At 66.8% G+C, this 13319-nt stretch carries 12 protein-coding genes, 1 tRNA gene and 1 pseudogene; 9 read left to right on the top strand and 5 right to left on the bottom strand.

The window, feature by feature from the left end; genetic code table 11:
* Positions 1-290 precede the first annotated feature (290 nt).
* The 4 genes from gyrB (at position 291) to ACWDO5_RS04150 (ending at position 5769) form a co-directional block, all read left to right on the top strand.
* Entirely contained in the window at positions 291-2357 is a 2067-nt protein-coding gene (gene gyrB / locus ACWDO5_RS04165; protein WP_450528191.1) for a DNA topoisomerase (ATP-hydrolyzing) subunit B, read from the top strand.
* A gap of 42 nt (positions 2358-2399) precedes the next feature.
* Positions 2400-4991: a DNA gyrase subunit A gene (gene gyrA / locus ACWDO5_RS04160; protein WP_450528190.1), complete on the top strand. Its 2592-nt coding sequence runs from the start codon at positions 2400-2402 to the stop codon at positions 4989-4991.
* Positions 4992-5078: 87 nt separating this feature from the next.
* On the top strand, positions 5079-5633 hold the full coding sequence (locus tag ACWDO5_RS04155) for a DUF3566 domain-containing protein (RefSeq protein WP_450528188.1): 555 nt from the start codon (positions 5079-5081) through the stop codon (positions 5631-5633).
* A gap of 59 nt (positions 5634-5692) precedes the next feature.
* Positions 5693-5769 (top strand) — tRNA-Ile (locus ACWDO5_RS04150).
* A 55-nt stretch (positions 5770-5824) separates the two neighbouring features.
* Here ACWDO5_RS04150 and ACWDO5_RS04145 read toward each other — a convergent pair.
* From ACWDO5_RS04145 to ACWDO5_RS04125, 5 genes are read right to left on the bottom strand one after another with little or no spacing between them, the layout of a single operon-like run.
* Positions 5825-6982, bottom strand: a complete 1158-nt coding sequence (locus tag ACWDO5_RS04145) for a tyrosine-type recombinase/integrase (RefSeq protein ID WP_450528186.1) — start codon at positions 6980-6982, stop codon at positions 5825-5827.
* A complete protein-coding gene (locus ACWDO5_RS04140; protein WP_175290811.1) occupies positions 6982-7161 on the bottom strand; it encodes a helix-turn-helix domain-containing protein in 180 nt (59 codons plus the stop codon). The genes ACWDO5_RS04145 and ACWDO5_RS04140 overlap by 1 nt, the downstream gene beginning before the upstream one ends.
* Complete coding sequence (gene repSA / locus ACWDO5_RS04135; RefSeq protein WP_450528185.1) at positions 7154-8575, bottom strand: replication initiator protein RepSA; 1422 nt, start codon at positions 8573-8575, stop codon at positions 7154-7156. The genes ACWDO5_RS04140 and repSA overlap by 8 nt, the downstream gene beginning before the upstream one ends.
* Entirely contained in the window at positions 8572-9297 is a 726-nt protein-coding gene (locus tag ACWDO5_RS04130) for a hypothetical protein (RefSeq protein WP_450528183.1), read from the bottom strand. Before ACWDO5_RS04130 ends, repSA begins: the two co-directional genes overlap by 4 nt.
* On the bottom strand, positions 9294-9545 hold the full coding sequence (locus ACWDO5_RS04125; RefSeq protein ID WP_450528181.1) for a hypothetical protein: 252 nt from the start codon (positions 9543-9545) through the stop codon (positions 9294-9296). The genes ACWDO5_RS04130 and ACWDO5_RS04125 overlap by 4 nt, the downstream gene beginning before the upstream one ends.
* A 179-nt stretch (positions 9546-9724) precedes the next feature.
* On the opposite strand from ACWDO5_RS04125, the gene ACWDO5_RS04120 reads away from it, so the two are divergent.
* The 5 genes and pseudogenes from ACWDO5_RS04120 to ACWDO5_RS04100 form a co-directional block, all read left to right on the top strand.
* Positions 9725-10096, top strand: a complete 372-nt coding sequence (locus ACWDO5_RS04120) for a GntR family transcriptional regulator (RefSeq protein WP_450528178.1) — start codon at positions 9725-9727, stop codon at positions 10094-10096.
* A 156-nt stretch (positions 10097-10252) separates the two neighbouring features.
* A complete protein-coding gene (locus ACWDO5_RS04115; protein ID WP_450528176.1) occupies positions 10253-11485 on the top strand; it encodes an XRE family transcriptional regulator in 1233 nt (410 codons plus the stop codon).
* A gap of 457 nt (positions 11486-11942) precedes the next feature.
* Positions 11943-12152, top strand: coding sequence for a hypothetical protein (locus tag ACWDO5_RS04110; protein ID WP_450528174.1), 210 nt, complete (start codon positions 11943-11945; stop codon positions 12150-12152).
* Positions 12153-12591: 439 nt separating this feature from the next.
* On the top strand, positions 12592-12726 hold the full coding sequence (locus tag ACWDO5_RS04105) for a DLW-39 family protein (protein WP_003958712.1): 135 nt from the start codon (positions 12592-12594) through the stop codon (positions 12724-12726).
* A gap of 186 nt (positions 12727-12912) precedes the next feature.
* Positions 12913-13284 (top strand): annotated as a pseudogene (locus ACWDO5_RS04100) (hypothetical protein); the annotation flags it as partial.
* Positions 13285-13319: the final 35 nt, after the last annotated feature.

Genomic DNA, 13319 nt, shown 5'->3' with positions numbered 1-13319 from the left:
AACGAGCGAAACCCCCATGACGTGTGAGGTGTCTCTCATCACAGCCAGAACATAGTCGGACCGTAGCGAGTGGTTGACAGGCCGAAGCGCTCAACGCCCGTGTGAGCCTCCTGGAGCCCCTTCCTGGATATGGGGAGTCGGACCATCACGGTTCAGGGCGGCACATGCGGACTCAGCTACCGGCAAACCCCCATTCGTGTCGGCGGTACCGGTAGACTGATGGACAATCCCGCCCACTCGCGGAACATGTCGAACGACGCAGCCGCTCCCGCCTGCCCGGAGAACGGCTTGTGCTGTGCCAGAAAGGGCGCTTCGTGGCCGATTCCGGCAACCCCAACGAGAACATCCCGTCCACTCCTGCCGGTGGGAACGGCGAGGTCACCGCCTCGTACGACGCCAGCGCGATCACCGTCCTCGAGGGTCTGGACGCGGTCCGCAAGCGCCCCGGCATGTACATCGGCTCGACCGGTGAGCGTGGCCTTCATCACCTTGTGTACGAAGTCGTCGACAACTCCGTCGACGAGGCCCTCGCCGGGCACGCGAACAGGATCGACGTCACGATCCTCGCTGACGGTGGCGTACGCGTGGTCGACAACGGCCGCGGCATCCCGGTGGGGATCGTCCCGTCGGAGAACAAGCCGGCCCTCGAGGTCGTACTCACCGTGCTGCACGCCGGCGGCAAGTTCGGCGGCGGCGGCTACGCCGTGTCCGGCGGTCTGCACGGCGTCGGCGTCTCGGTCGTCAACGCCCTGTCGTCAAAGGTCTCCGTCGAGGTCAAGCGCGACGGCTACCGCTGGACGCAGGACTACAAACTCGGTGTCCCGACCGCGCCCCTCGCGCGAAACGAGCCCACGGACGAGACCGGCACCTCGGTGACGTTCTGGGCCGACGCCGACATCTTCGAGACGACCGAGTACTCCTTCGAGACGCTCTCCCGCCGTTTCCAGGAGATGGCCTTCCTCAACAAGGGCCTCACCCTGACGCTGACGGACGAGCGCGAGTCGGCGAAAGCCACCGCGGGTGCCGATGCCCCCGAGGAGCCGGACGAAGAGCCACCCGCACGCACGGTGACGTACTACTACGAAGGCGGCATCGTCGACTTCGTCAAGTACCTCAACTCCCGCAAGGGAGAGCTCATCCACCCGACCGTCATCGACATCGAGTCCGAGGACAAGGAGCGGATGCTCTCGGTCGAGATCGCGATGCAGTGGAACTCCCAGTACACCGAGGGTGTGTACTCCTTCGCGAACACGATCCACACCCACGAGGGCGGCACCCACGAGGAGGGTTTCCGAGCCGCTCTGACGGGCCTGGTCAACCGGTACGCGCGCGACAAGAAGCTGCTGCGCGAGAAGGACGACAACCTTTCCGGCGAGGACATCCGCGAGGGTCTGACCGCGATCATCTCGGTCAAGCTGGGCGAGCCGCAGTTCGAGGGCCAGACCAAGACCAAGCTGGGCAACACGGAGGCGAAGACCTTCGTCCAGAAGGTCGTGCACGAGCACCTCACCGACTGGTTCGACCGCAACCCCAACGAGGCCGCGGACATCATCCGCAAGTCCATCCAGGCGCAGACGGCGCGCGTCGCGGCACGCAAGGCCCGCGACCTGACCCGCCGCAAGGGCCTGCTGGAGTCGGCTTCGCTGCCGGGCAAGCTGAGCGACTGCCAGTCCAACGACCCGACGAAGTGCGAGATCTTCATCGTCGAGGGTGACTCCGCCGGCGGCTCGGCCAAGTCCGGCCGTAACCCGATGTACCAGGCGATCCTGCCCATCCGAGGCAAGATCCTGAACGTCGAGAAGGCGCGGATCGACAAGATCCTGCAGAACACCGAGGTCCAGGCGCTGATCTCGGCCTTCGGTACCGGAGTCCACGAGGACTTCGACATCGAGAAGCTCCGCTATCACAAGATCATCCTGATGGCGGACGCCGACGTCGACGGCCAGCACATCAACACGCTGCTGCTGACCTTCCTGTTCCGCTTCATGCGGCCGCTGGTCGAGGCAGGGCACGTCTATCTCTCGCGCCCGCCGCTCTACAAGATCAAGTGGGGTCGGGACGACTTCGAGTACGCGTACTCGGACCGTGAGCGCGATGCGCTCGTCGAGCTCGGCAAGCAGAACGGCAAGCGGATCAAGGAAGACTCGATCCAGCGCTTCAAGGGTCTCGGCGAGATGAACGCCGAGGAGCTGCGCATCACCACGATGGACGTGGACCACCGCGTGCTCGGCCAGGTCACGCTCGACGACGCGGCGCAGGCCGACGACCTGTTCTCGGTGCTGATGGGCGAGGACGTCGAGGCGCGGCGCTCGTTCATTCAGCGCAATGCCAAGGACGTCCGCTTCCTCGACATCTGAGTCGGTCTGTCGCTGACCGCTTCGAAAGGATTTTGACCAGCAATGGCCGACGAGAACACTCCCGCCACGACCGAAGAAGAAGAGCCGGTGCTGCGGATCGAGCCCGTCGGGCTCGAGACCGAGATGCAGCGCTCGTATCTCGACTACGCGATGTCCGTCATCGTCTCGCGTGCGCTGCCCGACGTACGGGACGGCCTCAAGCCCGTCCACCGGCGTGTGCTGTACGCGATGTACGACGGCGGCTACCGGCCCGAGAAGGGCTTCTACAAGTGCGCCCGCGTCGTCGGTGACGTCATGGGTACGTACCACCCGCACGGCGACTCCTCGATCTACGACGCGCTCGTACGCCTCGCCCAGCCGTGGTCGATGCGCATGCCGCTGGTGGACTCCAACGGCAACTTCGGTTCCCCGGGCAACGACCCGGCTGCCGCCATGCGGTACACCGAGTGCAAGCTGATGCCGCAGTCGATGGAGATGCTCCGGGACATCGACGAGGAGACCGTCGACTTCCAGGACAACTACGACGGCCGCAACCAGGAGCCGACGGTCCTGCCGGCGCGCTTCCCGAACCTGCTGGTCAACGGTTCGGCGGGGATCGCGGTCGGTATGGCGACCAACATCCCGCCGCACAATCTGCGCGAGGTCGCGGCCGGCGCGCAGTGGGCACTGGAGCACCCCGAGGCCACCCACGAGGAGATGCTCGACGCGCTCATCGAACGGATCAAGGGCCCGGACTTCCCGTCCGGGGCGCTGGTCGTGGGCCGCAAGGGCATCGAGGAGGCGTACCGCACCGGACGCGGCTCCATCACGATGCGCGCGGTCGTGGAGGTCGAGGAGATCCAGGGCCGGCAGTGCCTGGTGGTGACCGAGCTTCCGTACCAGACCAACCCGGACAACCTCGCGCAGAAGATCGCCGACCTGGTGAAGGACGGCAAGATCGGCGGCATCGCCGACGTCCGCGACGAGACCTCGTCCCGTACGGGCCAGCGCCTGGTCATCGTGCTCAAGCGCGACGCCGTCGCCAAGGTCGTGCTGAACAACCTCTACAAGCACACCGACCTGCAGACGAACTTCGGCGCGAACATGCTGGCGCTGGTCGACGGCGTGCCGCGCACGCTGTCGCTGGACGCCTTCATCCGCCACTGGGTGCACCACCAGATCGAGGTCATCGTCCGGCGTACGAAGTTCCGCCTGCGCAAGGCGGAGGAGCGGGCGCACATCCTGCGCGGTCTGCTCAAGGCACTGGACGCGATCGACGAGGTCATCGCGCTGATCCGGCGCAGTGACACGGTCGAGGTCGCGCGCGAGGGCCTGATGGGCCTGCTCAGGATCGACGAGATCCAGGCCAACGCCATCCTCGAGATGCAGCTGCGCCGACTGGCCGCCCTGGAGCGCCAGAAGATCGTCGCCGAGCACGACGACCTGCAGGCGAAGATCGACGAGTACAACGCGATCCTGGCCTCGCCGGAGAAGCAGCGTCAGATCGTCAGCGAGGAACTGGCCGTCATCGTAGAGAAGTTCGGCGATGACCGGCGCTCCAAGCTGGTGCCCTTCGACGGCGACATGTCCATGGAGGACCTGATCGCCGAGGAGGACATCGTCGTCACCATCACGCGTGGCGGCTATGTGAAGCGAACGAAGACGGACGACTACCGCTCGCAGAAGCGCGGCGGCAAGGGCGTACGGGGCACGAAGCTGAAGGAAGACGACATCGTCGACCACTTCTTCGTCTCCACGACGCACCACTGGCTGCTGTTCTTCACCAACAAGGGCCGTGTCTACCGCGCCAAGGCGTACGAACTCCCCGACGCCGGCCGGGATGCGCGCGGTCAGCATGTCGCCAATCTGCTGGCCTTCCAGCCGGATGAGCAGATTGCCGAGATCCTGGCGATCCGCGACTACAACGCCGCGCCCTACCTGGTGCTCGCCACCAAGGGTGGTCTGGTGAAGAAGACGTCTCTGAAGGATTACGACTCGCCCCGCTCGGGTGGCGTCATCGCGATCAATCTCCGTGAGACGGAGGACGGCAGCGACGATGAGCTGATCGGCGCCGAGCTGGTGTCGGCCGAGGACGATCTGCTGCTCATCAGCAAGAAGGCGCAGTCGATCCGGTTCACCGCGACGGATGACGCGCTGCGTCCGATGGGGCGTGCGACGTCGGGTGTAAAGGGCATGAGTTTCCGTGAGGGCGACGAACTGCTCTCGATGAATGTTGTCCGGCCCGGTACGTTCGTGTTCACTGCCACCGATGGTGGGTACGCGAAGCGGACCGCCGTCGACGAGTATCGCGTCCAGGGTCGCGGCGGCCTCGGCATCAAGGCCGCCAAGATTGTGGAAGACCGCGGTTCGCTCGTGGGTGCGCTGGTGGTCGAGGAGACGGATGAGATCCTCGCCATCACCCTCGGTGGCGGCGTGATTCGTACGCGAGTCAACGAAGTCAGGGAGACGGGCCGTGACACCATGGGCGTCCAACTGATCAACCTTGGCAAGCGCGATGCCGTGGTCGGAATCGCGCGTAACGCCGAGGCGGGTCGCGAGGCCGAAGAGGTCGACGGGACCGAAGAGGCCGACGGTGAGTCGGTCGAGGCGGTGGTCGAGGGCACGCAGCCTTCGACCGGGGAGCACGAGGAGTAAAGCGTGAGTGGAGCCACGGGCGCCGGATCGGCCGCTTCCGGAGCGAGCGGTGCCCGTGGCCCTGCCGCGGACTCCCAGGGGGTTACGGTGACGGACACCCGGGGGCACACACCCCCGTACGAGAGGTTCGATGGCGAGCAGCCGGCGCCGCAGCAGTCGGGGCAGCCGTACCACCCGCCGCAGGCGTATCCCTCGCCCCAGGGCGGTGGCGGCGTGCCGCAGGCGGGTGGCGCTGTGCGCCGGCCGCGGACCGGGGCGCGTACGACGCCGCGTACCCGCAAGGCGAGGCTGCGGGTGGCCAAGGCCGACCCGTGGTCGGTGATGAAGGTCAGCTTCCTGCTCTCCATCGCGCTGGGCATCTGCACGGTGATCGCGGCCGCGGTGCTGTGGATGGTCATGGACGCGATGGGGGTGTTCTCCACGGTCGGCGGGACGATCAGCCAGGCCACCGGCTCCAACGAGAACAATGGCTTCGACCTCCAGTCGTTCCTTTCGCTGCCACGGGTGCTCATCTTCACCTCGGTCATCGCGGTGATCGATGTGGTGCTGGCTACAGCGCTGGCGACGCTCGGGGCGTTCATCTACAACCTGTCCGCGGGCTTCGTCGGTGGCGTGGAGCTGACTCTGGCGGAGGACGAGTAACCAATTTTGGTACTGCCCCGGACGTGCGCTAATCTTCAGAGGTCAGCGCGCAGCGCGGCGGGGCTATAGCTCAGTTGGTTAGAGCGCATCCCTGATAAGGATGAGGCCACAGGTTCAAATCCTGTTAGCCCCACCAGCCGAAAGACCCCCAGGTGATGAAGCCTGGGGGTCTTTTGCATCAGTAGCTGACATCAGCCGATGAGCGGATCTTCTAAGAGGTCGGCGAGCAGGGCCGCAGCCTCGCGTCGATCGTTATCCACAACGTGTGTATAGATGTCCATCGTCATGCTGATCTGGCTATGCCGGAGGATCGCCTGGGCGACCTTGGGATGCACCTTCAGGAAGGCCAGCAGCGTCCCGCAGGTGTGACGAGCCAGCCGCACCGTGATCCGCCGAAGACCAGCTCGCTTCACCAGGGCGTCGAAGGTACGAGAGAAGCCGCGAGGCTCGATCATCCCGCCGTGCCGCTCCGAGAAAATCAAGTCTGCGTCCGTCGCTTGCTTCCAGGCATCGCCCGCTATCTTCCGCTCGAGCTCTTGCAGGTACCGCCGTTCCTCCAGCGCGCTGGCACAGAACTTGGGCAAGGGCAGCACGGCCTGAGACGACTCGGTCTTGAGGTCTTTGAGCACCAGGCCGTCGTCATCGCGCTGCACCTGCTTGACCGGCGTGAACTGCTGGCGCTCGAAGTCGATGTCCTGCCAGCGCAGGCCGAGCACTTCACTCCGCCGAAGGCCGAGGACCAAGACCAGGACACACGCCGCGTACAGCCGGTGAGCCCGAGTGGCGCGCAGGAACTCGATCGCCTCGCGCGCGGTCCACGGTTTGCCCTCCCCCTTGCTCACCTTCGGCATGTCCACCAGCTCAGCCACGTTGCGCGTCAGGAGCTCTTCCAGCCGGGCCCGATTGAGCGCGTTGCGAAGGACCCGCAGAACCTCGAAGCGAGTGGCGGCCGGCACCTGCTCGCGCTGCTCCAACGTCGTCATGAACGCGCGAACTTGAGCAGGCGTGAGCCGGACCATGGGCTTCTTGCCGAGGTGCGGCATGAGGTACAGCCGGACCTTGGATTCGTACTTCGCGTACGTGTTGTACTCGCGGTTGGGCTTCACGATGTGCTCAAGCCAATAGGCCAGCCACTCCCCGACCGTCCAGCTACGAGACGGCACCGGGACGCCGTTGCGCTCCTGGTCTTGGAGCTTGCCGAGCTTCTCGGCCGCTTCGTCGTACGTCGAGCCGTAGACGAACTTCCGCACCCGGTGGCCGTCAGTATTGGTGACGTAGGCAGCCCCCTGGTACCGACCGTCCTTGCGCTTGGTGATGGTTCCCCCGCCATTGGGGCGACGCTTGGCCATCAGGCAGCCTCCTCCAGGCGAGACGCGAGGAATGCGCGCAGGGCGTCCGCAGGGATTCGGCGACTACGGCCGATGGTCAGCGAGGGGAGACGGCGCGTCCGGATCAGGTCGTAGACCGCCGTACGGCCGACCTTGAGGCGAGCCATCACCTCCGGGACAGTCAGCAGCTCATCAGTCATCCCAGCCGTCCCCCTCCAGCTCGCTTCGGACCTCTCGGACTAGCTCGCGGTTCTGTTTGATGTCGTTGGCGATGGTCTGGGCGAGCCAGGATTCGCCGGGGGTGTGGCCGTGCCCGGCGTAGGTCCAGTGGGCGAGCACGAGCGTGGAGCCCTCCTGATCGTCGGGGTCGATGTCCGGCAGGCCGCGGGCTTGGCGTTCCTGGCGGGCGCGGTAGTCGGCGCGGACCTGGCGGAGTGCGCCGAGGGTGGTGGAGTACCGGCGGGACTTGGTGGAGAAGTGGCCGCGGAAGCCGAGCATGTGGGACCAGCGCGCCAGCAGCCGTTCCGGGTAGTCGGCGTCCAGGTCCCAGCAGGCCTCGATGAGCCGCCGGGTGTGGGTGGGCAGGTTCAGCCGGTCCAGCTCCGAGAGCTCCCCAATGCGGCGGTCGACGGTACCGGTGGTCTCGGCGGCCTTGGTGGCGTACTTGGCCACGTAGGCAGCAACTGCCTGTTCGGTCAGGTCCTCCCGGCCGAGAGCCCCAATGGCCTGCACGTCTACCTGCGTTCCCCAGCGCAGCGTTCGGGCCCGGTGGGTGCCGACCGAAGGCACCTCCACAGCCACGCGGGCGGCAGCAGCACGGATCGCGTCGTCGAGGAGTGGCACGGTGGCCCAGGCCGGAGGCTCGGTGTCCGGGCCGTCCGGACCGTCGAGGCGCACGACAGCGTGGAAGTGGACCGCGCCGCGCTTTTGGAACTCGGCGACCTTGCCGAAGGAGACCCGGCAGGCGTCGGCCAGGGCGCGTTGGGAGAGGCCCGCGCGTGCGGCGATCTCACGGCGCAGGTAGATCGTGAAGCGCTGCCAGAGCTGCCCGGCGTAGTTGTTCCAGAGGACCGCCCCGGAGTAGTCGTAGCGCTCCGGGTTCAGCGCCGTGCTAAGGGCGGGATCGTCCTCGTGGTGGGCGGTGCCGCAGCGGCAGACGCCGGAGGCCGGTCGGTTGTGCACCGGGCCGAACGAGGGTGCCGTGAGGGTGGCGAACACGCGAGGGTGATCCCGGACGGTTGAGGGCACGTCCTTGCGTTCGTCGCCTGTGATCCCGGCGCGGATCAGGTGGTAGGTGTCCCCCGCGTAGGTCCAGGCGCAGGAGGGGCAGCGGGAGGCGCGGCGGTTGCCGCAGGCGACCCGGAGCCGTCCGCCTGGCTCGGACTCGGTCGAGTAGGCGTACAGGGTCTCGGCCGTCTGGCGGTCCTTGGTGATGGTCCAGCCCTGGAGGTGGATCGGGTCGGAGCAGCCGCCCGTGCGCCGGATCTGTTCCTGCCAGCGGTCGAACCCGGGTGTGGAGGCGACGCGTAGGAGGTCGGCGAGAGTGAGCGGGTCGGTGCCCACGGCCGCCGCCACATCAGCAACGGCGGCCGGGGGAACGGGCAGACGGGTCATGCAGCCACCGCCCGAAGCCGAGCAGCGTGGACCGGGGTGGCGGTGGCGAAGAGGTGATCCAGCGCCGTCAGGTAGCCGGAGGTGAGCGGGGCCGGGCCAAGGCGGCGCAGGTGCATGACCGGGGAGAGCACCGGGACCAGGCCGTCCACCGGAGTCGAGACGAGCAAGTCGTCATCCGCCCGCACCACGTCGGCGTGCAGCCCGGAGTGCTCAGCCAGCCGGACACCGGGCACCGAGGTGAGCGAGGGGAAGACGTCAGCCAGCGTCACCGGCGACGAGCTGGCGGGGCCGACGAGACGGACCCGGACACCGGCAGCGGCCTTGTCGGCGAGCAGCGCGGCCAAGTCCCAGACCGCATCCACCAGGAACAGCGGGTTCGCCACGGCGAGGTCGATCACGCCCACGGCACCAGCCAGGGTCGAGCGCCACAGTTCGAGCGGGACGACGCTGCGGGTCGGGTAGCAGGTCACCAGTTCATCGCGAGACGTCGGCACCGACCGGTGACGCTCATCTAGCCGAGGCCACAGGTGATACGGGTCGGCGTGCAGGTGCTTCGCTGCCGCGTGAGCGTTCCTCGCGTGCGGGGTACGGCCGAGGGTGATCCAGCGCTCCACCGACTTCGGATCGACGCCGAGCCTGTCGGCCAGGCCCTCGAACGTGACATTCGCGGCCACCATCGCCCCGCGCAGCCGCTCGTTCGCGGTGATCGTCGCAGTGGTCATGCCGCCACCGCCCCGGAGACGGGAGCCAGCGGATTGCCGGTCTCCCAGTCGAAGGCAACGGCCACCGGGCACCGCTCGCGACCACGGGCGTTGTGGACGAGGACGCCGATGCCGTCCACCTTGATCCAGTCCGTACCACCCGCGATTCCGCAGGCGTGGCATGGCGAGGGGACGACCTGAGCGTCCTCGGTGCGAGACAGCGGAGCCGATAACGGCGCAGGGTGCGAGACGTAGAGCGTCACGGGCATGATGGAAGCTCCCTTCGAGGGACGAAGGAGGGCGGCGAAACTGCTTGGCGGTAGGAGCGTCGCCCTCCGGGTTTGTGGCCCTTCGACCACGTGACATAGCTTGCTATATAGCAGAGTAGATCACAAGAGGTAGTGCGGCATAGGCTGTGCTATGTCGCCCTGATCGGTACTCTCGGCTCATGACGGTTGAAGCCCACGACCCCAGGCCCAAGAAAGTGCAGATTGCCGACGCCTTGCGGGAAGAGATCGCCAGCACCCCGCTACCGGCAGGGCACCGGCTCGCATCACTCCGCGAACTCGCCGACCGCTTCAAGGTCACGACGGTGACCGTGGGCAACGCGCTGAAGGTGCTTGCTGATGAGGGCGTGATTGTCTCGGTGCCGACCCGGGGGTACTTCGTGCAGTCCCCGCTGAGCACAGGCGAAGCCGGGCAAGAAGCCAGCGGGCCCGCTAACCGAGATGAGATCAATGCCATCCACTCCGAGATTCAGCAACTTGCTGCCCGAGTAGCCGAGTTGGAGAAGCGAGCCCAGTCCCCGAGCAGTGCCTGACAGGTGATCCACCATGCGCGCTGCGCGATTGGGTAACTAGGGACAGGCGTGGTGTCACTGGGGGACAGCCTTGGTGCCAACCCCCTGTCACCCCCCGTGTCACCAGCTCCCCGAGTGCCAGACTCGAAGGCAAGCACCCCGACGGGAGGGCAGCACATGAGCGACGAACGGCCGGCATGGGCGCGACGGATTGCCTCGGAGCGAGAAGCCCGACAGTGGTCACAGGCCGAAGTGGTCGCCGCGCTGCGTGCCCACTCGCCGAAGCCGCTGCCCGAAGGCTCCAGCATGGTGCGCCAGTGGAAGCGGTGGGAGTCTGGCGAGGTCATGCCGAGCGACTTCTACAAGCCGATCATTGCGGCCACGTTCGGCACCGTGACCCACGCGATCTTCCCGGTTGTCGGGCAGCGGGACGGGAACGCCGAGATCGTTGCGGCGAGCGGCATGGAGACCCTGGACATCATCAGCCGGTTGCAGGCGTCCGACGTCGACAACGCCACGCTCGATGCCCTCCGGATCACCACCGACCGGCTGTGCTCGGAGTATCCGTACCTGCCGGGCGCACAGCTCGCGATGGAGGGACGGCAGTGGCTCAAGCGCGTCGCCGGGCTCCAGTCGCAGCGGCTCACGCTCGCTCAGCACCGTGAAGTGCTCACCCTGTCCGGATGGCTCGCGCTCTTGATCGGCTGCGTCGAGTACGACATGGGCGACCGAGCAGCGGCGGAGAGCACCCGCAGGGCAGCCCTGTCTTTAGCTCGCGAGGCTGACAACCCGGAGATCTCCGGTTGGGCGCACGAGATGCGTGCGTGGTTCGCACTCACGACCGGTGACTACCGCGGGATCCTGGCTGCGTCGCAGGCCGGGACGAACGCGTCTCCGACGCATGGGGTTGCGGTGCAGCTCGCGGCCCAGGAGGCGAAGGGATGGGCGCGACTGGGGGACCGGCGACAAACCGAAGTGGCGTTGGACAGAGGCCGAAAGCTCCTTGAAGGGATGCCGTACCCCGAGAACCTTGATCACCACTTTGTAGTGGACCCGGCGAAGTTCGATTTCTACGCGATGGACTGCTACCGACTGCTGGGAGAGGACCGCTTCGCGGAGAACCTTGCCCACGAGGTCATCCGGGCGGGCACGGACTTCGACGGCTCCGAGCGCTCGCCCATGCGCATGGCGGAGGCACGGATCACCCTCGGCGTGGTGGCAGCCCGGCAGGGCGACTTGGACCAGGCCGTCAACTACGGCGAGTGGGCGCTGAAGGGGGACCGGCAGTCTCTGCCTTCCCTGCTCATGGTCAGCCGAGAGCTAGCGGCCATCGTCAATCGCGACTACGCCACGGAGACGGCAGGCCGCGAATACCTGGATCACCTGACCGCGCTCACTCGCACCAGCTAGGGCCTGTTACAGGTTTCTCTACCTCGATCAAGGCGGCTCGCTCCGCTCGCCGCGCGCTCCCCGGCTCACCGCCGGGGACGACGCTCCTGTCTCCGCCCCGCTCCGTCCCCGGCTACGCCGGTCGCGCGGCTAGAGCGAGCCATCTTGGCTGAGGCGAAAACAGCCGGCACGTGGCTGGGGCGGTCGGCTCCACGGCTTTAGGCAGCCACCATAGGGCGAGCCTCTAAGATCATGGCCCCGATTCGGGCTATTGCGGGCAGGTCAGGAGACTGCCCGAATCGCGGCCAGCGTAAGGGGCCATGATCACTCGCCCCATGGCAGCTCCCGCCCAAAGCCGCTACACCGACCTCGCGTCGCAGTGCTGCGATACGTGCGGTGGCTGCGGCCAGTTTTCCGGCCCGGTCGTTGGTGTCGCCCAGGGTGCCGCTGCGGTCGGCGACGGGGCAGACTGATCGTCATGAGGAAACCGCCCCCCGTCATCGTCGAACCGCTGCTCCCGACCGGCGGGCGCCCCGTACGGATCAAAGGGGAACGAGTAGGCATCGCCCACAGCCCACGCGACCTGCGACACTTCCTGGACAAAGCTGGCTACGCCAACAGCGAGCTGATCCGGCTCGACGACACCACCGTCATTGAATGGGTCGGCGGCGGCGTCGAAACCTGGTAACCCTCGAGTCGGAGTGTCGGGGCCGTCGAAGGGCGCTCAGCGACTGACCAGCGAACCCCGGGCCGTTCCTGCGGCTGCGTGTCAAGCCCGGTGCTTCTCCTGACATCAGCGCCTGACACCAACAGCAGCAAACACCGGCGGTTACGGCCGATCACCAAAGATCACCGAGGCCGGTGAACCGGCCGCATCCCCTGGTGTGGCAGGGGTGTGTGACCGACCTGATAAGGATGAGGCCACAGGTTCAAATCCTGTTAGCCCCACAGTTGTGATTCGGCCCGGACGGAGCTTCTCCATCCGGGCCGATCGCTTTGTCCGGGGGTTGAGTTGGGGCGTTCGCGGGTCCCTCGCACGCCGTACGCAGGTCACCGATCGGTATCGGTCGGTGTGTATAGTCGGGCGCCAGAAGTCCTCATACGTCAAGGAAAGACGAGGTCGCGCGGTGAAGAAGCTTCTCCTGGTCGCACTGGCCGCCATCGGCGGGCTCCTCGTGTACCGCCAGATCCAGGCGGATCGCGCCGAGCAGGATCTGTGGACGGAGGCGACCGACTCCGTGCCCGCAGGTTCGGGTGTGTGAGACGCAGCAGTCTTGGTACGAAGCCCCGGTCGCCGAAGCGGCCGGGGCTTCCTGCTGCCCGCAGCCTGCCCGCTGCCCACAACCTCCTCTGCCGTTGCGTGACCGTGACAATCTTGCTCTTGAGTTCACCCAAGCAAATCATTAACTTGCAAGAGCAAACATCGAGGTCTCGGGAGGGGAACACGGGTGAAGGCACGACTGGGTCGCCGTACGACGGTGGCGGGCAAGCGGGGCGGACGGGCAGGCAGGGGAGGCGAGTCGGCCGGGGCAAGCGCGGCAGGCTGAAGCGCCGGACGGCAAGAGCGGCCTGGTGATGGTGCTCGACCCCTCCGGCTCCATGGACGACGACGGCAGCGGGCAGACCCGGATGGTCTCCGCCCGCGCGGCCGTCGGGACGGTCGTCGACGCCCCCCCGATGGCTTTCCCACCGGCCTGCGGGTTTACGGCGCCGATCAGCCCAAGGGCTGTACAGACACCCGGCTGGTCCGGCCCGTTGAACCGCTCGACCGTGCGGGCATGAAGCAGGCCGTGGGGGCACTGCGGCCAAGGGGCGACACTCGATTTCTGCATTGCCGTCACCCTGGGCGCGAAGG

It is taken from the genome of Streptomyces sp. NPDC000880, from assembly GCF_053599675.1.
Note: the sequence above shows the minus strand (reverse complement) of the source record. Positions and strands in the feature narration are given on the sequence as shown.

What these genes read in the sequence shown, in the direction of transcription:
- gyrA (WP_450528190.1), top strand. Translation starts at nt 2,400, where the DNA reads ATGGCCGACGAGAACACTCCCGCCACGACCGAAGAAGAAGAGCCGGTG.
- ACWDO5_RS04145 (WP_450528186.1), bottom strand. Translation starts at nt 6,982, where the DNA reads ATGGCCAAGCGTCGCCCCAATGGCGGGGGAACCATCACCAAGCGCAAG.
- ACWDO5_RS04140 (WP_175290811.1), bottom strand. Translation starts at nt 7,161, where the DNA reads ATGACTGATGAGCTGCTGACTGTCCCGGAGGTGATGGCTCGCCTCAAG.
- repSA (WP_450528185.1), bottom strand. Translation starts at nt 8,575, where the DNA reads ATGACCCGTCTGCCCGTTCCCCCGGCCGCCGTTGCTGATGTGGCGGCG.
- ACWDO5_RS04130 (WP_450528183.1), bottom strand. Translation starts at nt 9,297, where the DNA reads ATGACCACTGCGACGATCACCGCGAACGAGCGGCTGCGCGGGGCGATG.
- ACWDO5_RS04125 (WP_450528181.1), bottom strand. Translation starts at nt 9,545, where the DNA reads ATGCCCGTGACGCTCTACGTCTCGCACCCTGCGCCGTTATCGGCTCCG.
- ACWDO5_RS04120 (WP_450528178.1), top strand. Translation starts at nt 9,725, where the DNA reads ATGACGGTTGAAGCCCACGACCCCAGGCCCAAGAAAGTGCAGATTGCC.
- ACWDO5_RS04115 (WP_450528176.1), top strand. Translation starts at nt 10,253, where the DNA reads ATGAGCGACGAACGGCCGGCATGGGCGCGACGGATTGCCTCGGAGCGA.
- ACWDO5_RS04110 (WP_450528174.1), top strand. Translation starts at nt 11,943, where the DNA reads ATGAGGAAACCGCCCCCCGTCATCGTCGAACCGCTGCTCCCGACCGGC.